Raw genomic sequence first — 18,260 nt, 5'->3', positions numbered from 1 at the left:
GCGGTCACCGCCGCGGCCGTCGCCGCGCTCGGTGCCGGCGCCTTGACCATCGCCTCGGCGAACCAGGCGTCCGCCGAAGCGGGATGCGAGGTCGACTACAACGTCATCAGCAGCTGGGGCGGGGGTTTCCAGGCCAACATCGTCGTCACCGCCGACGAGCCGATCAACGGCTGGGAGATCGCCTGGGACTTCCCCTCCGGCACCTCCGTCCAGAGCGCCTGGAACGTCGACTGGAGCCAGAGCGGCTCGACCTTCACCGGCTCCGACGTCGGATGGAACGGCTCCATCGCCTCCGGCCAGAGCCGCGAGGTCTTCGGCTTCGTCGGCTCGGGCAGCTCGACCGCGCCCGGCCAGTTCACCATCAACGGCGACGTCTGCAACAACCAGGACGACCCCGATCCGGACCCCGATCCGGATCCCGACCCGACGAACCCCCTGTGGGGCCAAGACCTGCCGCCGGCCGACGCCGAGCTCAGCAGGGCCTACGAGCTGATCCTGGAATCCGACCCGAAGGGCTACGAGCCGCGGGCCGGGGAGTGCTCCAACGAGGTCCACGCCCGGTACTGGGTGTACGGGCCCGACGGGAAGGTGTATCCGACCTGGCATCCCACGCAGGATCCGAGCGGGTGCTCGTTCGGGCACGAGCACGGCGACGACCCGCGTCCCTCGCCGCTGTTCGACGAGAGCGGCTTCCCGCCGTTCGGGTACGTCAGCGAGGTGCAGGTCGACAGCCTGCCCGAGCCGAGCCACCGGCACGAGGACCACGTGGGGCACAAGATCCTTGCCGAGAGCGTGGACGTGATCCAGGGCGATGACGGCTCGGCGTTCTTCCCGCCGCAGGGCCCGTCCCTGGCCGCGTGCGACATCCTCTTGAAGATCCACCAGGGCACGCACTCCCCGGACGCGTTCAAGAACAACGTGCACGAGCTGATCAGCAACATCAGGTGCACCGCGAACGGGCAGACGGTGCAGGCCGACATCGCGGTGATGATGCCGTTCGGCGTGGCCGGCGGGTTCAGCCCCTCCGAGTGCCCCGGCTTCGGCGGCCAGCGGATTGAGGTGGGGACGCCGGTGCCGGCCGACTCGCCCTCGGAGTACGTGACGCCCGGGCGCCTGATCGCCGAGTCGGGATGCATCGACGCGATCCGTCGCGGCGACACGCACTTCGACCCGCTCTATCCGGAGCCGGTGCCGTTCAACGTCTCGGACATGGACGACTTCTGGTTCGGGAACTCGCAGATCAGCGGCGCCGGTGTGGAGTTCAGCCTCTCGCCGCTGTTCTACGTGGTCGACTCGCAGCGGTACTACGACCCCTCGCTGCCGAACAGCATGGGACGGGTGCTGGACCTGTGCTACGAGCCGGACCTGCTGGGCGGCCCGAACTGCGAGGAGGCCTTGCAGGCCGGCGGCGGGCAGCGGCTGGCCTGGGACGATCCGCGTTCGCCGTTCAAGGGGACCTTGCGGGAGTACCGCCCCGGCGGGTTCTCGCTGCAGGCCCCCGGCGGGCTGACGACGGTCTACACCGACGCCTACGGCGGGAACGCCTCGGCGACGCCGTTCGAGGGCTCGATCGAGCAGCACTTCAGCGGCAGCACCCAGGCGAGCGGTTCCTCGTGGTACCTGCGCGGCGCCACCCGTGACTGGGACGACGGGACGGTCCACTCACCGAACTGACGCCAGTGCGAATGAAGGGGCCCGCGGCGACATCGCCGCGGGCCCGGACCGTGCGGGCCGCCCTGAGGCGACCGTGCCGCGGCGGCCCCGGACCCGGGGCCGCGCGAGCGGGGCCCGGCTCAGAACGCGGTGCCCGGCGGGGGCACGTCGCCGCGCCACGCCCCGGTCTCGTGGCCGCGCTGCTCGATGAAGCCCTTGAACCGCTGCATGTCGCCCTTGACGCGGTGGTTCAGGATGCCGAGCTTGTCGGCGGCCTTCTCGATGAAACCGTCGGGGTCGATGTCCATCTGGGCGGTGACGCGGGTGGTGGCGTCGTCGAGCCGGTGGAAGGTGATGACACCGGCGTGAGTGGGGCCGTTGTCGGATTTCCACGCCACCCGCTCGTCGGGGTGCTGCTCGGTGATCGTGGCGTCGAACTCGCGGCTGACGCCGTCGATGTTCGTCACCCAGTGCGTGTGCGTGTCGTCGACCTGCCGGATCTCCTCGACGCCTTCCATGAACGCGGGGAACGTCTCGAACTGCGTCCACTGGTTGTAGGCCGTGGAGACCGGCACCTGGACGTCGACCGATTCGGTGATGGTGCTCAACGTACACCCTCCTTCACTCGGTTCTCTTGCATCACTTGTGCATCGTTTCGCAGTGGACGGGTACCCCCGCGCCCATGCGGTACACCTCCGAAGGCGCGGACGACGCGGACGAGTGCGGGGACCGGCGGCTGGGCGGCCCGTGGCGCGCGGCGCTGGACGAGGCCACGGTCATCGCGGTGGGCGCCCTGACCGAGGCGCTCGAGACCGTCGAGGTGGCGCGCGGGCACCTGTACGCCTTCCACCAGCTCACCGGCTCGGCGGACTTCAAGGTCGAGCGGGCCGTCGGCCTGTTCGAGGCCGCCGGGCATCGGCGGATCGCCGAGCGGCTCGCCCTCGAGCTGCTCGGCCGCAACGTCCTGCCGGGACGGTGGACGTTCCAGGTCATCGAGGACTACGAGGCCACCTACTACGAGCTGTTCCGCGAGCTCGAACGCGAAGCGCGCCGGCTGACCGGCGGCCTCCCGCACGTCCACGAGGCCGACCTGAAGCGCCGCCGCCGCTCGGCGGGCCGGCCCGGCCACGAGGCCACGCCCGACGAGACGGCCGCCGAGCGGCGGACCGAACCCGAGAAGTGAGGAGCGACCATGGCCACGTACACGCACACCGCGGAGGCCGACGTCAACGCCGACGCGCTGTTCGGCTTTCTCGCCGAGCCGCGGAACCTGCCGCGCTACTTTCCGCAGATGACGACCGCCGAGCCCGAAGGCGGGGAGACGGTCCGCGTCGAGGCGGACGTGCACGGCGACCACGTCGAGGGCGAGGCCTGGGTCCGCCCGAGCCCCGCCGATCGCCGCCTGGAGTGGGGCGCCGAAGGGCCCGACGACTACCACGGCGAGCTGCGAGTGGACGAGTCGTCGCCGGGCCGCAGCCGCATCACGATCAGCCTCCACAGTGTCCGAGAGGCCGAAGGCGGCGAGGTGCAGGACGGCCTCGAGCGGACGGTGGAGGCGCTGACCCGCGCGGCCGAGGCCGACGAGCGGACCTTAGGGCCTGGCGGTCCCGTGCCGCAGCGCCCCTTCGAGCCAGCGGCCGAGCCGGGGCGCCGCTTCGGGGCCGCCGCGCCATGCGAGGTGGGCGTCGGGGCGCACCAGCCATATGTCCCGCCGCTCCCCGTCCTCGGGCGTGAGCGCGACGACCTCGCCGAGCCGTTTCCGCGCCTCGGCGAGGTGCGCTCCGCCTCCGCTGGAGGGAACCAGCAGCGCCCATCGCCGCCCGAGTTCGGCGTGCAGGCGCGTGGGGCCGCCGTCGGGAAGCGCGCACGCCAGGTCCGGGACGCGGTCGCCGGGCCGCCGCGCGCCGCCACCTTTCTCAACCAATTGGTTGACAGCTGCCGCGCGGCGGCCTAGTCTTGTATTCAACCGATAAGTTGAGGAAGCCGGTGGACGAGAACACGGAGCGGCTCAACCGGGCGTTCGCGGCACTGGCCGACCCGACCCGGCGCGACCTGGTGGCCAGACTGGCCGGCTCGGACGCGACCGTGAGCGAACTGGCCGAGCCGTACGACATGAGCCTCCAGGCGGTCTCCAAGCACGTGAAGGTGCTCGAAGAGGCCGGACTGGTGAGCCGCAGCAGAGACGCCCAGCGCCGCCCGGTCCACCTGGACGCGGAGGTGTTCGACCTGATGACGACGTGGATCGAGCGCTACCGCCGGGAGGCCGAGGAGCGCTACCGGCGCCTCGACGCCCTCCTGGACCGGATGGCCGACGACGAGGACCGGCGGCGGGACCACACGAGGAAGGAAGCATCATGACCAAGCACGAGACCAGCATCGAGGCGGACCCGAAGGTCCCCACGATCGAGATCGTCCGGGAGTTCGACGCGGCCCCCGAGCGGGTGTTCCGCGCCCACACCGACCCCGAGCTCTACGCGCAGTGGATCGGCCCGCGCTCGGTGACCACGAGGATCACCAAGTGGGAGCCCCGCACCGGCGGCGAGTGGGCCTTCGCCAACGACCGCGACGGCGAGGAGGTCGCCGCCTTCTACGGCAGCTTCCACGAAGTGCGGCCCGGCGAGCGGATCGTGTGGACCTTCACCTACGAGGGCGAGCCCGACGGCGTCGCACTGGAGACGCTGACCTTCGAGGCGCTCGAAGGCGGGCGCACGCGGCTGCGGACGCTGAGCGTGGTGGAGGACTTCCAGACCCGCGACGGCATCCTCGCCAGCGGCATGGACGTCGGCGTCAACGAAGGCTACGAGAAGCTCGAAGACCTGCTCGCGAAGGGAGCCGAATAGACATGGCACCGCCCGACGGCCCCGCCGAGCGGCACGCGCGCGACGCGGCCCGCTTCGCCGAACTGGTCGAGTCCGCCTCGCCCGGCGACTGGGCCCGGCCCAGCCCGGTCGCGGCGTGGACGGCCATCGACGTCGTGAAGCACCTCGTCGAGTGGTCCCGCGGCTTCCTGGCCGGCGCCGGGATCGAGCTCGGCGACCTGGACGTCGAGGCCGACCCGGCCGCCGCCTGGAAGCGGCACACCGCCGAGATCCAGGCCATCATGGACGATCCCGCCGGACGGGTGCACAGCAACCCGCACACCGGCGACATGCCCGTGGACGAGGCGATCGACCGCTTCTACACCAACGACGTCTGGATGCACTCCTGGGACCTCGCCACGGCGCTCGGCCGCGAGATCGACCTGGGCGCCGAGCGCTGCCGCGCCGCCCTGGAGGGCATGAAGCCCATCGAGTCGATGCTGCGCGACAGCGGGCAGTACGGCCCCGCCGTGCCCGTCGCCGCGGGCGCCTCCGCGCAGGACGAGCTGGTGGCCTTCATCGGCCGCGACCCCGCCTGGAGGCCCGGGAACTGAGCCCGCACGGGGCGAACGCCCCGTGCGCCCTCAGCCTTCGAGGTAGGAATTGTCGACGTAGTCGCCCGGGTCGAAGCCCGAGGCGTCCCGGCCGGAGACCGCTTCGCCGATCTCCGCGATGTTGACCAGCCCTTCCTCGTTGGTGGACAGGTCCGGCGAGAAGATCTCGTTGCCGTGGATGAACTCGAACGCCGCCCGCGCGGCGTTCTCGTCCACACCGGAGTAGTCCTTGAGCACCCGCACCGAGTCGTCCTCATTGGCCGCGTCGGCGAAGAACTTCGCGCCTTCGGCCAAACCCTGGTTGAGCGCCTTGGCCGCCTCCTCGTTCTCCTCGGCCCACATCGTGTTCACGATCAAGGGCGTCTCCAGCCAGTACTGGTCGTACCAGCCGAGCATCGTCGCCCCCGCCTCCTCGGCGACGGTGTCGAACGGCGGGATGAGCAGCGCGCCCTGCACCTGCTCGTTCTCCATCGCCACGACCCGGTCCGAGGAGTTCGCGATCGCCACCGGCGTCAGCGAGGCCGGGTCGACGCCCGCCTCCTGGAGCATGTAGACCAGCAGCTCGTACGTGCCGCCCTCGACCGCGCCCGCGGTGACCTGGGCACCCTCCAGCTCGGCGATCGAGGCGATCCCCGGGGCGCCGTACAGCCGCAGCGCGGCCTTCTGGAGCAGCGTGCCGGTGATGACGATGGGCGCGCCCTCGTCGACGGCGGTGATGACGTTGTCGCCCAAGGCGATGCCCGCGCCCGCCGAGCCGGCGGAGACCGCCTGCACCAGCGAGGAGGAGTTCTGCACCTGGACGTCTTCGACTTCGACACCGGCGTCCTCATAGAAGCCCTGGTCCTTGGCGATGGCGTGCAGCCATTGGAGGGACCCGGGGCCGAGGACGGCGACCGTCACCTTGGCGGTGCCCGAATCCTCGCCGCACGCGGCCAGCGGTGCGGCCGCCGCCAATGGCACCGCGGCGAGCAGACTTCGTCGTGTGGTCATGTCGTTCCTTTCACATGGTCGTCGGTGGTGCGGTCACGTCAGCCCGAGACTGCCGCGGACCTCGTCCTCGATCAGCGACCAGATGTGGTCGACGATCCGCCCGAACTGCGGGGTTCGCTTCAACGGAAGCGCGCGGGGCCGCTCGAACGGCACCGGGACGATCTCGCGGACGGTGCCCGGCCGGGCCGACAGCACCACGACGCGGTCGGCCAGGTACACCGCCTCGTCGATCTGGTGGGTCACGAAGACCACGGTCTTGCGGTCGGCCGACCAGATCCGCAGCAGCTCGGACGACATGATCTCGCGGGTCTGGGCGTCCAGCGCCGCGAACGGCTCGTCCAGCAGCAGCACCTCGGGGTCGACGGCCAGCGCCCGCGCGATGTTGACCCGCTGGCGCATCCCGCCGGACAGCTGCCTGGGGTACTGCTTCTCGTTGCCCGCCAGGCCGACCAGTTCGAGCTGCCGCATGGCCGCCTCGCGGGCCCGCGAGCGCCGCACGCCCTTGAGGGTGAGGCCGTAGGCGACGTTGTCGACCACGGTCGCCCACGGCAGCAGGTTGTCACTCTGGAAGACCATCGCCCGGTCCGGGCTCGGCCCCCGCACCGGGACGCCGCCGGAGGTGATGGTGCCCGCGGTGGGTTCGAGCAGGCCGTCCAGTAGCCGCAGCAGCGTCGACTTGCCCGAGCCCGAGGCGCCGACGACGCACACGAACTCGCCGGGCTCGACGGTCATGTCGAGGCTCTCCAGCGCCACGACGGGTTCCCGCCTCGGCGGCCGGAACACCAGGTCGACGCCGTCGACGACGAGGCGTCCGCTCTCGTTTCCGGTCATGAGTCCTCCCTCCAGGGGGCGAGGCGCCGCTCGAGCGCGGTGAGGCCGATCGAGGCGAGCAGGCCGATGAGCCCGAGCACCACGACGTAGCCGAGCAGGCGGGCGGTCTGGTAGGACTGCGCCGCGGCGGCGATGGCGAAGCCGACGCCCGCGATCGCGCCGAAGAACTCGGCGACGATCACGCCGACCAGGGCCCGCGCGAACGCCACGCGGACGCCGCTGATGAGGAACGGCACCGAGTGGGGGATCGTCACCGTCCTGAGCACCTGGAGGCGCCCGGCCCCGTAGGAGCGGGCCGTCTCGACCAGGCTCGGCTCGGCGCTGCGCAGTCCCGCGTCGGTGTTGGTGATGATGGGGAAGACCGCCATGAGGACGACGATCGCGACCTTGCTGGCGACGCCGAAGCCGAGACCGGCGGTGAACAGGGGCGCCAGGGCCACGATCGGCAGGGAGTACATGGCCGTCAGGATCGGGTCGAGGGTCTGGCGGACCGGTTTGGACCCGGCCAGGATCGCGCCGACGACGAAGCCGCCGCCGACGGCGATGGGGAACGCGATCGCGAGTTCGAGCAGGGTCGTGGAGAGGTTCTCGGCGAAGGCGCCGCTTTCGACCTCGTCGACCAGCGCCGAGGCGACCTCGGTGAACGGGACGATCAGGAGCCGGTTGTCGACCAGGTACAGGGCCGCGAGCTGCCAGACGGCCAGGAACAGCGCGAGCGACAGGACCAGCCGGGTCAGCGACGCGCCCCTGGTCGCGCCGCCGAGCCACGTGAAGAACCCGCTCCGCCTCGCCTCGCTCATCGAAGCGACACCGCCCGGTCGAGGCGGCGGCTCTGGGTGCCGGTGCCGGGGCGGCCGGTGACCTCGCCGTCCGCGAAGACGGTGCGGCCGCCGACGAAGGTGCGCACCGGCATCCCGGTGTAGGACTGCCCCGCATAGGGGCTGTAGCCGATCTTGCTGAGCACCTCGTCGTCCCGGATCTCGGCCGTGCGGGCGCGGTCGACCAGGACGAGGTCGGCGTCGGCGCCGACGGTGACCGAGCCCTTGCCGCCGACGCGGAAGATCCGCGCCGGGGCGGTGGCGGTGAGCTCCACGACCCGCTCCAGCGTCAGCTTCCCCCGGTGGGCCGCGTCCAGCATCATCCTGGCGTAGAACTGGGCCGAGGGGGTGCCGGTGTTGGCCTTCCAGCCGTCGGTCCAGCCCGGTTCCTTCTCCTCGCGGGTGTGCGGGGCGTGGTCGGTCGAGACCAGGTCGAGCGTGCCGTCGCGCAGCCCGTCCCACAGGGCCGCCACGTGGTGCTCGTCGACCCAGTACGACAGGGCGTAGGAGCCGAGCCGCTCGATGTTCTCCCACTCGTTCCCGAGGAACAGCGCCCACGGGTTGACCTCGGCGCTGACCCGCTGGCCGCGGGCCTTGGCCTGGGCGATGAGCTCGACGCTGCGCTCGGTCTGCACGTGCAGGAGGTGGAGGTGGACGCCGGTGGCCTCCTGGAGGCGCAGGAGGGTGGCGACGGCGCTGTCCCAGATGAGGCCGTCGTGCGCGGCGTAGGCCTTCGCGTAGGCCTTCGCGTCGCGCTCGCCGCGCTCCCAGAAGCCGCGTTCGATGTGGTCCATGAGCGCCTGGTCGTGCGGGTGGACCATGAGCGGCACGTCGACGGCCGCGCAGGCCTCCATGATCGCCATGAGCCTGCCGTGGTCGTGGACGCCGATGCCGGGCATGTGCGGGTAGTCGCGGCCGGTGTCGACGACCATGAACACCTTGAAGGCCGCGATGCCCATGGCCGCGAGGGCCGGGATCTGGTCCACATCGGTGCCCGCGGCGTTCACGTTCCAGTTCACGATCGCCGAGCGGCGGTACCGCTCGAACATCGACTCGAGGGCCTCGGCGGTGTTCGGGACGGGGTAGACGTTCGGCATCGCGAAGGTGGTGGTGACGCCCCCGGCGGCGCAGGCGGCGGTGGCGCTGGCGATGTCCTCTTTGTGCGTGAAGCCGGGCTCGCGGTGGTGGCTGTGGACGTCGACGAGGCCGGGCATGAGGGTCAGGCCCGCCGCCTCGACGGTCTCGGCCGCCTCGATGTCCTCGCCGGGCTGGACGAGGGCGGCGACCTTGCCGTCGCGGACGCCCACGTCCGCTGCGAAGGCGCCGGTGGTCGTGGCGATCTCGGCTCCGGTGATCGCGATGTCGAAGGCCATGCTCGATGCTCCTAGCTGGGTGTCGGCTGTCCTCAGGACCTATGCTAGGAACGCTATATGTCGAATGTGTTAGAACTGAAGTCATGAGTGATCCGAATTCAGTATCGGGTGATGTTGCTTTCAGGGACCTCCAGGCCTTCGTGTCGGTGGCGACGACCGGGAGCTTCCGCTCGGCGGCCGAGCGGATGTACACCTCCCAGCCCTCGGTGTCCCGCGCGGTGGCGCGCCTGGAGCGGGCCGTCGGCGCGGAACTGCTGGCCAGAGGCCCGAGGGGCGCCCGGTTGACGGCCGCGGGCACGATCGTGGCCGAGCACGCGCAGCGCATCGCGGGCTCGCTCGCGGCCCTGCGGACCGACCTGGCCGAGGGCCTCCAGTCCCGCATCAGGCTCGGCGCCGCCGCCACCGCCGCGGGCTCCTACCTGGCGCCGTTCCTGGCCGAGTGGATCCCGGCGCATCCGACCGTCCGCGTCGAGGTCATCGAGGACGGGGCGGCGAAGCTGCGCGAGCGCCTCACCGCCGGGGAGTGCGACCTGGCGATCGTCTCGCTTCCCGTCGGCGACAAGCTCGAGGCGATCCCGCTGGCCCATCTCACCGTCCGCGCCTACTTCCCCAAGGGGCACGCCTTGGACGACGGTGGGGACGCCATCACCGCCGAGGAGCTGATCCCGTATCCGCTGGTGCTGAACGACACGAACTTCATCGCCGGGCGCCTGTTCGTCCAGGAATGCGAGGCGGCCGGGCTCTTCCCGCGCATCGTCTACCGCTCCAACGTCGGCCAGACCCTCGCCTCGCTCGCCGAGGCGGGCCTCGGCGTCGCGGTCTTCGGCGACACCGTCGACCTGCGCGGCTACGAGCTGGCGTCGAGGGCCGTCCACACCCAGGAGGGCAGTCTCATGGGCCGCGAGCTGGCCGTGGCCTGGCACCGCACCGAGACGCCGAGCTGGATGCGGGAGTTCGGCGCCGACCTTGCGGCCTTCCAGAGGAAGCGCGCGGCGCGGCGCTGAGACCCCTTCCCGCGCAGACGGGAAGGGCCGCGGAATCGCGGCCCTTCCCGATGGTCGACGACGGCGCCGACCGGTTTGCGGCCTACTGGCCCTGCTGGTTCTTGAAGTTCTCGAAGGTCTCCTGCGCCTTGTCCTTCGCGTTCTGAGCGGCCTCACCGGCCTGCTCGCCGATCGACGACTCCTTGGCCTGGTCGAGCAGTTCCCCGGCCTTGCCCTGGGCGTCCTCCGCGGCCCCCGACAGCCGGTCCTTCCACTCGTTGAACTTGTCTCCCAAGCCCATGGTGTACCCCCTCTGTTCGTCGGTATGTCCCATTGTAGTGGTTCGGGCCGCGCAGAGGAACGTCCGCGAGCAGCGGAGGACCGGGCTGGCGGCGCCGCCGCGCACCTCGTCGCCGCGCCTGTGGCCGCTGGGCCGGGAGTGCCGGTCGGGGGTCGTTCGCCAGCTGTTCACACGGTGTTGGTGGAACGGGCCTCCGGTGCGGCATAGCGTCCGGAGTCGAGGTGAGCCGGTTCGATGGTCCCCGTCGTTGAGTCGGCGACGCTCACGATCGTTGAACTGTTTTGGAGATGACATGCGCCCCCGATCCACCGCCAATCGGATCAAGCTGCCGCTGCTCACCCCGCACCCCGGGGGTCGGGCGGCTATGACGTGCGAATACCGCTGCGGCAACGCGTGCGACCACCCCGTGCCGAACAAGTCGGACAACCCGTACCTGAACGACCTGATCGCCCAGGCCGTCTCGCGCCGCTCGCTGCTGCGCGCCGGCGTGGTGGCCTCGGCCGCCGCCGGCGCCGCCGGGGCCCTGGCGGCGCCCGCCGCCGCCGAGACGACCACCTCCGGTCGGCCCGACCACGACCGGACGCCGCGCGGCCTGCGCTTCGAGCCGGTGCCGCCCAACACCGACGACCAGGTCACCGTCCCCGAAGGCTACGAGCAGCAGGTCGTGATCCGCTGGGGCGACCCGATCCTGGACGGCGCGCCCGACTTCGACCCCGACGCCCAGACCCCCGAGGCCCAGGCCGCTCAGTTCGGCTACAACTGCGACTACCTGGCCCTGCTGGACGCGCCGTGGGAGTGGCGCCGCCGCGTCCTGGTCGCCAACCACGAGTACACCGACGAAGCGCTCATGTTCGCCGGCTACGATACCGAGGCCCCGACCCGCGAGCAGGTCGAGATCGCCTGGGCCGCCCACGGCATGTCGGTCGTCGCCCTCGACGAGAACCGCTGGTCCGGGAAGCTCACCCCTGTTGTCGGCCACCGCCTCAACCGGCGGATCACCGCGACGAGCGAGTTCGAGGTCACCGGCCCGGCCGCCGGGAGCGAGCTGCTCAAGACCTCGGCCGACCCGACGGGCACGGTCGTGCTCGGCACCCTGAACAACTGCGCCGGCGGGACCACCCCGTGGGGCACGATCCTGTCCGGCGAGGAGAACTTCAACCAGTACTTCGCCAACGCCGAGCTGGTCACCGACCCCGACCACCAGGCCAAGCTGAGCCGCTACGGCCTCGGCGGCGGTGCCAGCGGCCGCAAGTGGGAGCAGTTCGACCCCCGCTTCGACATCGCGCAGGAACCCAACGAGGTCAACCGGCACGGCTGGATCGTCGAGATCGACCCCCTCGACCCCGACGCGAAGCCGCTCAAGCGCACCGCGCTGGGCCGCTTCAAGCACGAGGGCGGCGGGCCGCGCCTGGCCCGCGACGGCCGCGTCGTCGTCTACATGGGCGACGACGAGCGCTTCGACTACTTCTACAAATACGTCTCCGACAAGAAGATGAAGCGCGGCAACAGCTGGTTGGCGCGGCGGCACAACCGCACCCTCCTCGACGAGGGCACGCTCTACGTCGCGAAGTTCACCGGCAACAGCCCCGCCGAGGAGATCGACGGCTCCGGCGCCCTGCCCTCGGACGGCGCCTTCGACGGCGTCGGCGAGTGGGTCCCGCTCGCCAGCGGCGACGAGTCGTTCGTCGAGGGCATGAGCGCCGAGGAGGTCTACGTCTACACGCGCCTGGCGGCCGACAAGGTCGGAGCGACCAAGATGGACCGCCCCGAGGACGTCGAGCCGCACCCGTACACCGGGACCGTCTACGTCGCCCTGACGAACAACTCCGCGCGGGGCGGGGACGGCAACCCGGGGGCCGACGAGGCCAACCCGCGCAATGCCAACAAGCACGGCCAGGTCGTCGAGGTCGTGGAGGACGACGACGCGACCGGCACGGCGTTCTCCTGGCGCCTGCTGCTCGTGTGCGGCGACCCCGAGGACCCGGGCACCTACTATGCCGGCTTCCCCAAGGACCAGGTCAGCCCGATCTCCTGCCCCGACAACGTCGCCTTCGACCCGCACGGCAACCTGTGGATCTCGACCGACGGCAGCGCGCTCGGCTCGCACGACGGCCTGTTCGGCGTCGCGCTGAGCGGGGAGCACCGCGGCCAGGTCAAGCAGTTCCTCACCGTCCCCATCGGAGCGGAGACCTGCGGGCCGATTGTGGAGGACCGGCACGTCCTCGTCGCCGTGCAGCACCCCGGCGAGGTGGACGGCGCGAGCGTGGAGGAGCCCGCCTCGCAGTGGCCCGACGGCCCGGGGACCATGGTGCGCCCCTCGGTGGTCAACGTGACCAAGGAGGGCTACGGCCGCATCGGCCGCTGACGGGCCCTTCGATCCCGAACGCGCGGGGCGGCGGGCGTTCGCCCGCCGCCCCGCGCGCGACTCACAGGCTCCACTGCTGGTTGGTGCCGCCGTAGCAGTCGTACTGCTGGAGGCGGGCCGAATTGGCGGTGGAGGCCGAGACCACGTCCAGGCACTTCCCGGAGTGGCGGGAGACGATCTCGACGTAGCCGCCCCCGGCGTCGCGCAGCTGCCACTGCTGGTTGGCCTGCCCGTTGCACGGCCACTGGATGACCGGCGCGTTGTTGGCCGTCGAGGCGTCGGAGACGTCCATGCACTTGCCGGAGTGCTGGGCGACCACCTGGTAGTGGCCGTCGCCGCTCGGCTGGAGCTGCCAGCGCTGGTTGAGGCCGCCGTTGCAGTCGTACTGGATGAGCTCGGCGCCGTCGTCGGTCGAGCCGTTCACCACGTCGGCGCATTTGCCGGAGTGGCGGGCGGTCATGGTGACCGTCTCGCCGCCGGTCCCCTCGACGACGCCGGTGGCGGTGTCGATGGTGATCTGCGGGTGCCAGTCCATGGCCAGGGACGTGTTCGACGGGAACCTGAGCGGCAGCCACACATAGCCCGACTCGTTGGGGCTGCCGCCCCAGGCGCCCGCCCACCGGTCGCCCATGTACATGTAGGACGTCGTCTCCGATCCGGCGATCTCGAGCACGTAGGTCGACTGCGAGTCGTAGGTGGTGCCGTTGCCGAGGTTCCGCCACTCGCTCCAGCCGGTCGGGAAGCTCGTGGTGGTCGCGTACTTCGCCTGGTTCGGGTTCCAGCCGGTCGCGCCGGAGGTGACCAGGAAGTGCACGCCGTCGCGTTCGAAGATCGCCGGGGCCTCGCGGTGGTCGCCGTCGAAGGAGTACAGCAGCTCCTCGACGCCGAGGTAGTCGTCGGTCAGGCGGTAGATGTGCAGGTCGTAGTTCTCGTTGGCCGCCGAGATCAGGTAGCCGGCGCCGTCGTCGTCGACGAAGACGGTCTGGTCCCGCGACATGTGGCCCAGCGGCCGGAAGGAGCCCTGGTAGGTGTAGTCGCCGTCGATGGTGTCCGAGACGGCCACCGCCGATTCGGCGTCGCCGTAGTCGGTGCCGTTCTCCTTGTGCCCCCACATGACGTAGTGGTCGTACTCGGCGTTGTAGACGACCTTGGGCCGCTCGATGTTCGCCGGGTCGAGGTCGGGGTGCGAGTCCTTGGTGAGGATGTCGTTGACGTGGGTCCAGTTGACCATGTCGGTCGAGCGGTACATGCCGACCGCCTCGAAGAGGTTGCCGCCGTCGACGCGGCGCTCGCCGACCATGTAGTAGTAGCCGCCGTCCTCGATCACGCCGCCGCCGTGGGCGTGCATGGGCTCGCCGTCGACGGTGGTGATCGGCCCGCCGTTGACGAAGGTCTCGGGCGCCGCCTGGGCGGGAGCGGCGCCCAGCGTGGCCGCGAGCAGCGCCGCGGCGCCGATCGGGACGGCCTTCCATGCCATTCGCATGATGGTCCTTTCGCTCGGCTCACCGGTCGTCCGGCTCGGTGCCGCTCGGGCCGGCGGAGGGCGCCGGCCGTCCGGGGTCGGGCGCGGCGCACGGCGTTCGCGCGGTCGCCGGAGGTGAGCACTTTCAGCATTTCATATATTCAAATACTTGTAAATATGGTCAGAGGAAGTGCGGCCCACCGGATCCCGGCCCCGCCGCGCGCCGGGTGCGGCTCCGCCGTTCCAGCGAATATCTAAAAGGGACTCATGGTGACGCAGAGTGAGGCGTATGTCCTTGGGAGCGTTGACAATGCCGACGTGAGGGTGCGGCAGTAGCGCGCGCAAGTGGTCTGGTAGAGTTCTGCCCTGACCGCCCCACGGCGATCGGAGGCCAGGTGCCCTGCGGGGGGCGCCATCCGGTTCGATTCCGGTCCTGGCCGCTGCGCCCACCGCGGCGCGGACGCTTGTCTTCGAGGGGTATGGGCCCTGATCAACGGCGACGTTGATCAGGGCCTACTTCGTGTCACGCCAGGCGTTCGAGCAGACCGGCGACGGCCTCGCCGATCGCCTTCGGGGCGTCCTCGGGCGCGTGGTGGCCGACCTCCTCGCCCAGGCTCGCGACCTCGAGTCCGGCGATGTGCTCGCGGGACCAGTCGATCATCGCGGGGGAGACGAGGCCTTGCGGGGAGGCCGTCAGCAGCAGCTTCGGCACCTCCGGAGTCGAGGCCATCCACTCGCCGTAGGCCTCGAAGCGCTCGGCCACGTCGGCGGGCTCGCCGTCGAGCGGGATCTCGCGCGGCCACTGGAGGAGCGGGCGGCGTGACGCCGGCGTCGGATACGGCCGGCGGTAGACGTCCATGTCGGCGTCGGCGATGCCGCCGTTGGTCGCCCGCACCGCGTTCTCGATGAACCAGTTCTCCTCCAGCGCCATCTGCTCTCCCTCGCCCGGTGTGCGCAGGCGCCGGAAGAACGCCACGGCCCCGGCGGGGTATTCGGCCCAGGTCATCGGCCGCAGGAACGTCTCCATGACGGCGACGCCCCGGGCTCGGCCGGGATGCCTCGCGGCCCAGTCGAGGGCGAGCGAGCCGCCCCAGTCGTAGCCGACCAGGACGAGCTCCCCGAGGCCGAGGGCCTCGATCCAGGCGTCGAGGTACTCGGCGTGGTCGGCGAAACGGTAGCCGATGTCGGGCTTGCCGGAGGCGCCCATGCCGACGAGGTCGGGCGCCAGGACGCGGGCCGAGCCGCTCAGGAGCGGGACGACGTTCCGCCAGATGTGGGAGGAGGTCGGGTTGCCGTGGAGGAGCACGACGGCCGGACCGCCGGTGCCTTCGTCCACATAGGCGATATGGGTGTCGAGTACGTCGATGGTGCGCATCAGGGTCCCCTGTTCTGATCGGTCCGTCAGTCGCCCTGGAGCGGGGCGGTGCCCGCCGCCGGGGTGATCTCGAGTCGGGAGAAGCGCCAGCCGGCGCCCGTGCGGCGGGCCTCGAGCCGGTAGCGCGCCGTCCGCACCAGCACCTGGCCGTCGTGGCGGTTGAACACGACGACCGCCGAGAAGCGGATCTCGGCGGCGTCGCCGTCGAGGTCGACCACGATGCCGCTCGGGATGTGGTGGGTGCGCTCGTATTCATGGTGCGAGCGGTGCGCGAGCGCGGCGAGGTCCGCCACCCCCTCGGCCTCGCCGCCGGGGGTGGCGGCGGTGACGTCGTCGGTGAAGAACGCCTCGGCGCCCTCGATGCGGTGCGCGTCGAGCCAGAACGCCTCGCGGGCGACCAGTTCGGTGAGTTCGATGCGGTCGGCGACGGCCGTGAGCCGGTCGTTCATAACGGTCTCCTCATACGTTAGGAAGACTAATGTTTGTCTCGCTAACGAATATAAACCGTTAGTGCCACTAATGCAAGAGGTATGATCGTCGCCATGGAGACACCCGCCGAGCCGCGCTTCGGGCACAGCGACCCGACGCCCGAACAGCTCCGCGCCCAGTTCGGCAGGCTGCTCGGCATGACCGCCGGCCACACCCAGCGGATCGTGAACGGCGCCCTCGCCGACGTCGGCGCCCGCAAATACCACTTCGCGGTCCTCGCCACGCTCGACGAGTTCGGGCCCTCCAGCCAGGCCCAGCTCTCGGACCGGACCGGCATCTACCGCTCGGACCTCGTCGCCACCGTCAACGAGCTCGCCGCCGACGGCTACGTCCGGCGCGAGGCCGACCCCGGCGACCGGCGCCGCAACGTCGTCTCCATGACCGAGGCCGGAGGCGAGCGCCTCGGGCAGCTCGCCGCGATCCTCACCCGCACCAACGCGGCGATCCTCGCCCCCTTCGACGCCGAGGAGCGCGAACGGCTCACCGGCCTGCTGCACCGGCTCCTCGAGCACGTCGCCGACCGCGGCTCCTGGTGAGCTAGGGCCTGGTTGAGCACTCCGGACGGGCGTTATCCGGCCCATTCGTCCCGCCCGTCGCCCGCCCCCGCCCGAGAACGTGCTCGCTGCGCTCGCGCTGAATGGAAGGCTGCGTTGTCGGGGCGCCCAGATCCAACACCGGGATCTGGGCGCCCCTCCGCCCTCTTTGCGACGCTTGCGAGCCATATCTTGGCACTGCGAGCGAACAAATAGACTCGGATACCGCCTCGCCCGGAATGCTCAACCAGGCCCTAGCGCAGCCGCCGCATGATCTTCTCCTTGACCGAGGTGAACGGCGGGTAGACCACCTGCAGCGTGTCCGGCGCGAGCGGCTTGTCGAGCACCGCCTTGGCGTGGCTGAACGTCTCGATCGACCACTTCCCGTGGTACGCGCCCATCCCCGAGGCCCCCACGCCGCCGAACGGCAGCCCCGGCACGTCGATGTGCGCCGTCGGCACGTTGAACCCGACCGCGCCCGACGAGGTCCGCGTCAACAGCTTGCGCCTCGTGGCGTCGGCGTTCGTGAACGCGTACAGCGCCAGCGGCTTCTCCCCGGCGTTGACGTGCGCGATCGCCTCGTCGAGCGTCGCCATCGCCACCACCGGCAGGATCGGCCCGAAGACCTCCTCGGCCATCACCGGGTCCTTCGCGTCCACGTCCGCCAGCACCGTCGGCGCGATGTACCGCGTCTCGCGGTTGTGCCCGCCCCCGCACACCAGGCGGCCCGAGCCGAGGAGCGCGGCCAGGCGGTCGAAGGAGCGCTCGTCGACGATCCGCCCGTAGTCGGCGCTGTCGGCCGGGGCGTGCCCGTACATCTCGCGCACCGCCTCGGCCAGGTGCCGCTCCAGCTCCGGGCCCACCCCGTCGAGCGCGATCACGTAGTCCGGCGCCAGGCACGTCTGCCCGGCGTTCATGAACTTCGCCCACGCGATCCGCCGCGCCGCCACCGCCAGGTCCACGCCCGGCTCGACGATCGCCGGGCTTTTCCCGCCCAGCTCGAGCGTCACCGGCGTCAGGTGCTCGGCCGCGGCCTTCGCGACGACCCGCCCCACCCTGGCCGAGCCGGTGAAGAAGACGTGGTCCATCCGCTCGGCCAGCAGCGCCGAGGTCGCCTCCGGCCCGCCCTCGACGACGGCCACCGCGTCGGGGTCGAGGTGTTCGCCCAGCAGCCGCGCCAGCGTCGCCGAGGTCCGCGCCGAGGCCTCCGAGGGCTTCACGATCACTGCGTTGCCGCAGGCCAGGGCGCCCACCAGCGGCGCCAGCGTCAACTGCACCGGGTAGTTGAACGGCCCGATGACCAGCACCAGCCCGAGCGGCTCGCGCAGCAGGTACGACTTCGCCGGCTGGAGGTGCGGCGGCGTGTGCACCCGCTTCGTCCGCAGCCACGACCGCAGGTGCTTGCGCATGCCGCGCACCTCGGCGGCGACGAAGTCGAGCTCGGCGAGGAACGACTCGGGCGCGGCCTTGCCCAGGTCCTCGCGGAGCGCTTCGACGAGCTCCCCGCCGGACTCCTTGAGCATCCGGTCGAGCCCTTTGAGCTGCGCGAGGCGCCACGGGATCGGCTTGGTCCGCCCCGAGTCGTAGTGGGAGCGGAGACGGGCGACGGTGTCCGAGAGGTGTGCGCTGACCATGCTGCGAGCGTATCGGTTCGGGCCGCCGCCGGGTGGACGCG

General features: G+C 71.1%; 19 protein-coding genes and 1 pseudogene. 9 read left to right on the top strand and 11 right to left on the bottom strand.

Annotated elements, in window-relative coordinates:
* Positions 1 to 1,674, top strand: a 1,674-nt coding sequence (locus YWW_RS33970; RefSeq protein WP_211228504.1) for a cellulose-binding domain-containing protein, incomplete at its 5' end; no start/stop codon positions are given.
* 119 nt (positions 1,675 to 1,793) lie between these two features.
* On the opposite strand, the gene YWW_RS0110225 is transcribed toward YWW_RS33970, so the two are convergent.
* Positions 1,794 to 2,261, bottom strand: a complete 468-nt coding sequence (locus tag YWW_RS0110225; protein ID WP_026930045.1) for an SRPBCC family protein — start codon at positions 2,259 to 2,261, stop codon at positions 1,794 to 1,796.
* Positions 2,262 to 2,335: 74 nt separating this feature from the next.
* Between YWW_RS0110225 and YWW_RS0110220 the strand changes: the two genes are divergently transcribed.
* Complete coding sequence (locus tag YWW_RS0110220) at positions 2,336 to 2,836, top strand: hypothetical protein (protein WP_245595396.1); 501 nt, start codon at positions 2,336 to 2,338, stop codon at positions 2,834 to 2,836.
* Between the two features lie 9 nt (positions 2,837 to 2,845).
* A pseudogene (locus tag YWW_RS38225) lies at positions 2,846 to 3,202 on the top strand (SRPBCC family protein); the annotation flags it as partial.
* Positions 3,203 to 3,244: 42 nt separating this feature from the next.
* On the opposite strand, the gene YWW_RS38220 reads toward YWW_RS38225, so the two are convergent.
* Entirely contained in the window at positions 3,245 to 3,577 is a 333-nt protein-coding gene (locus tag YWW_RS38220) for an aromatic-ring hydroxylase C-terminal domain-containing protein (protein ID WP_425402690.1), read from the bottom strand.
* Positions 3,578 to 3,639: 62 nt separating this feature from the next.
* On the opposite strand from YWW_RS38220, the gene YWW_RS0110210 reads away from it, so the two are divergent.
* Genes YWW_RS0110210 through YWW_RS0110200 form a run of 3 tightly spaced genes read left to right on the top strand, consistent with a single transcriptional unit; the run spans position 3,640 to position 5,065 of the window.
* On the top strand, positions 3,640 to 4,011 hold the full coding sequence (locus YWW_RS0110210) for an ArsR/SmtB family transcription factor (RefSeq protein ID WP_026930043.1): 372 nt from the start codon (positions 3,640 to 3,642) through the stop codon (positions 4,009 to 4,011).
* Positions 4,008 to 4,493 carry an SRPBCC family protein gene (locus YWW_RS0110205; RefSeq protein ID WP_026930042.1) on the top strand — a complete coding sequence of 162 codons (486 nt, stop codon included), beginning with the start codon at positions 4,008 to 4,010 and terminating at the stop codon, positions 4,491 to 4,493. Before YWW_RS0110210 ends, YWW_RS0110205 begins: the two co-directional genes overlap by 4 nt.
* A gap of 2 nt (positions 4,494 to 4,495) precedes the next feature.
* Positions 4,496 to 5,065, top strand: coding sequence for a TIGR03086 family metal-binding protein (locus tag YWW_RS0110200; RefSeq protein WP_026930041.1), 570 nt, complete (start codon positions 4,496 to 4,498; stop codon positions 5,063 to 5,065).
* A gap of 30 nt (positions 5,066 to 5,095) precedes the next feature.
* On the opposite strand, the gene YWW_RS0110195 is transcribed toward YWW_RS0110200, so the two are convergent.
* Genes YWW_RS0110195 through YWW_RS29510 form a run of 4 tightly spaced genes read right to left on the bottom strand, consistent with a single transcriptional unit; the run spans position 5,096 to position 9,077 of the window.
* Positions 5,096 to 6,055 (bottom strand): ABC transporter substrate-binding protein, encoded by a 960-nt coding sequence (locus YWW_RS0110195; protein WP_081687333.1) that lies wholly within the window; start codon positions 6,053 to 6,055, stop codon positions 5,096 to 5,098.
* Positions 6,056 to 6,088: 33 nt separating this feature from the next.
* A complete protein-coding gene (locus YWW_RS0110190; protein WP_026930039.1) occupies positions 6,089 to 6,886 on the bottom strand; it encodes an ABC transporter ATP-binding protein in 798 nt (265 codons plus the stop codon).
* Positions 6,883 to 7,686 carry an ABC transporter permease gene (locus tag YWW_RS0110185; RefSeq protein ID WP_026930038.1) on the bottom strand — a complete coding sequence of 268 codons (804 nt, stop codon included), beginning with the start codon at positions 7,684 to 7,686 and terminating at the stop codon, positions 6,883 to 6,885. The genes YWW_RS0110190 and YWW_RS0110185 overlap by 4 nt, the downstream gene beginning before the upstream one ends.
* Positions 7,683 to 9,077 (bottom strand): dihydroorotase, encoded by a 1,395-nt coding sequence (locus YWW_RS29510; protein WP_051325617.1) that lies wholly within the window; start codon positions 9,075 to 9,077, stop codon positions 7,683 to 7,685. The genes YWW_RS0110185 and YWW_RS29510 overlap by 4 nt, the downstream gene beginning before the upstream one ends.
* An 83-nt stretch (positions 9,078 to 9,160) precedes the next feature.
* On the opposite strand from YWW_RS29510, the gene YWW_RS0110175 reads away from it, so the two are divergent.
* A complete protein-coding gene (locus YWW_RS0110175; protein ID WP_162145932.1) occupies positions 9,161 to 10,081 on the top strand; it encodes a LysR family transcriptional regulator in 921 nt (306 codons plus the stop codon).
* A gap of 82 nt (positions 10,082 to 10,163) precedes the next feature.
* On the opposite strand, the gene YWW_RS0110170 is transcribed toward YWW_RS0110175, so the two are convergent.
* Positions 10,164 to 10,355, bottom strand: a complete 192-nt coding sequence (locus YWW_RS0110170) for a hypothetical protein (RefSeq protein ID WP_155830086.1) — start codon at positions 10,353 to 10,355, stop codon at positions 10,164 to 10,166.
* Positions 10,356 to 10,653: 298 nt separating this feature from the next.
* On the opposite strand from YWW_RS0110170, the gene YWW_RS0110165 reads away from it, so the two are divergent.
* Positions 10,654 to 12,726: a PhoX family protein gene (locus YWW_RS0110165; RefSeq protein WP_026930035.1), complete on the top strand. Its 2,073-nt coding sequence runs from the start codon at positions 10,654 to 10,656 to the stop codon at positions 12,724 to 12,726.
* 61 nt (positions 12,727 to 12,787) lie between these two features.
* On the opposite strand, the gene YWW_RS0110160 is transcribed toward YWW_RS0110165, so the two are convergent.
* From YWW_RS0110160 to YWW_RS0110150, 3 genes are all read right to left on the bottom strand, one after another.
* Entirely contained in the window at positions 12,788 to 14,209 is a 1,422-nt protein-coding gene (locus tag YWW_RS0110160) for an RICIN domain-containing protein (RefSeq protein ID WP_035704297.1), read from the bottom strand.
* A gap of 502 nt (positions 14,210 to 14,711) precedes the next feature.
* Complete coding sequence (locus tag YWW_RS0110155; protein ID WP_026930033.1) at positions 14,712 to 15,563, bottom strand: haloalkane dehalogenase; 852 nt, start codon at positions 15,561 to 15,563, stop codon at positions 14,712 to 14,714.
* 26 nt (positions 15,564 to 15,589) lie between these two features.
* Positions 15,590 to 16,012: a nuclear transport factor 2 family protein gene (locus YWW_RS0110150; protein WP_026930032.1), complete on the bottom strand. Its 423-nt coding sequence runs from the start codon at positions 16,010 to 16,012 to the stop codon at positions 15,590 to 15,592.
* 93 nt (positions 16,013 to 16,105) lie between these two features.
* Between YWW_RS0110150 and YWW_RS0110145 the strand changes: the two genes are divergently transcribed.
* Entirely contained in the window at positions 16,106 to 16,588 is a 483-nt protein-coding gene (locus YWW_RS0110145) for a MarR family winged helix-turn-helix transcriptional regulator (RefSeq protein ID WP_026930031.1), read from the top strand.
* Positions 16,589 to 16,839: 251 nt separating this feature from the next.
* Here the strand turns inward: YWW_RS0110145 and YWW_RS0110140 are convergent, their stop codons facing one another.
* Positions 16,840 to 18,219 (bottom strand): aldehyde dehydrogenase family protein, encoded by a 1,380-nt coding sequence (locus tag YWW_RS0110140; RefSeq protein WP_026930030.1) that lies wholly within the window; start codon positions 18,217 to 18,219, stop codon positions 16,840 to 16,842.
* Positions 18,220 to 18,260 lie beyond the last annotated feature (41 nt).

Source organism: Glycomyces tenuis DSM 44171 (genome assembly GCF_000427885.1).
Taxonomy (GTDB): domain Bacteria; phylum Actinomycetota; class Actinomycetes; order Mycobacteriales; family Micromonosporaceae; genus Glycomyces; species Glycomyces tenuis.
Note: the sequence above shows the minus strand (reverse complement) of the source record. Positions and strands in the feature narration are given on the sequence as shown.

Coding starts and splice junctions, on each gene's coding strand:
- YWW_RS0110160 (WP_035704297.1), bottom strand. CDS start 14,209: ATGCGAATGGCATGGAAGGCCGTCCCGATCGGCGCCGCGGCGCTGCTC.
- YWW_RS0110200 (WP_026930041.1), top strand. CDS start 4,496: ATGGCACCGCCCGACGGCCCCGCCGAGCGGCACGCGCGCGACGCGGCC.
- YWW_RS29510 (WP_051325617.1), bottom strand. CDS start 9,077: ATGGCCTTCGACATCGCGATCACCGGAGCCGAGATCGCCACGACCACC.
- YWW_RS0110205 (WP_026930042.1), top strand. CDS start 4,008: ATGACCAAGCACGAGACCAGCATCGAGGCGGACCCGAAGGTCCCCACG.
- YWW_RS0110175 (WP_162145932.1), top strand. CDS start 9,161: ATGAGTGATCCGAATTCAGTATCGGGTGATGTTGCTTTCAGGGACCTC.
- YWW_RS0110140 (WP_026930030.1), bottom strand. CDS start 18,219: ATGGTCAGCGCACACCTCTCGGACACCGTCGCCCGTCTCCGCTCCCAC.
- YWW_RS0110190 (WP_026930039.1), bottom strand. CDS start 6,886: ATGACCGGAAACGAGAGCGGACGCCTCGTCGTCGACGGCGTCGACCTG.
- YWW_RS0110195 (WP_081687333.1), bottom strand. CDS start 6,055: ATGACCACACGACGAAGTCTGCTCGCCGCGGTGCCATTGGCGGCGGCC.
- YWW_RS0110220 (WP_245595396.1), top strand. CDS start 2,336: ATGCGGTACACCTCCGAAGGCGCGGACGACGCGGACGAGTGCGGGGAC.
- YWW_RS0110185 (WP_026930038.1), bottom strand. CDS start 7,686: ATGAGCGAGGCGAGGCGGAGCGGGTTCTTCACGTGGCTCGGCGGCGCG.
- YWW_RS0110155 (WP_026930033.1), bottom strand. CDS start 15,563: ATGCGCACCATCGACGTACTCGACACCCATATCGCCTATGTGGACGAA.
- YWW_RS0110150 (WP_026930032.1), bottom strand. CDS start 16,012: ATGAACGACCGGCTCACGGCCGTCGCCGACCGCATCGAACTCACCGAA.
- YWW_RS0110145 (WP_026930031.1), top strand. CDS start 16,106: ATGGAGACACCCGCCGAGCCGCGCTTCGGGCACAGCGACCCGACGCCC.
- YWW_RS0110165 (WP_026930035.1), top strand. CDS start 10,654: ATGCGCCCCCGATCCACCGCCAATCGGATCAAGCTGCCGCTGCTCACC.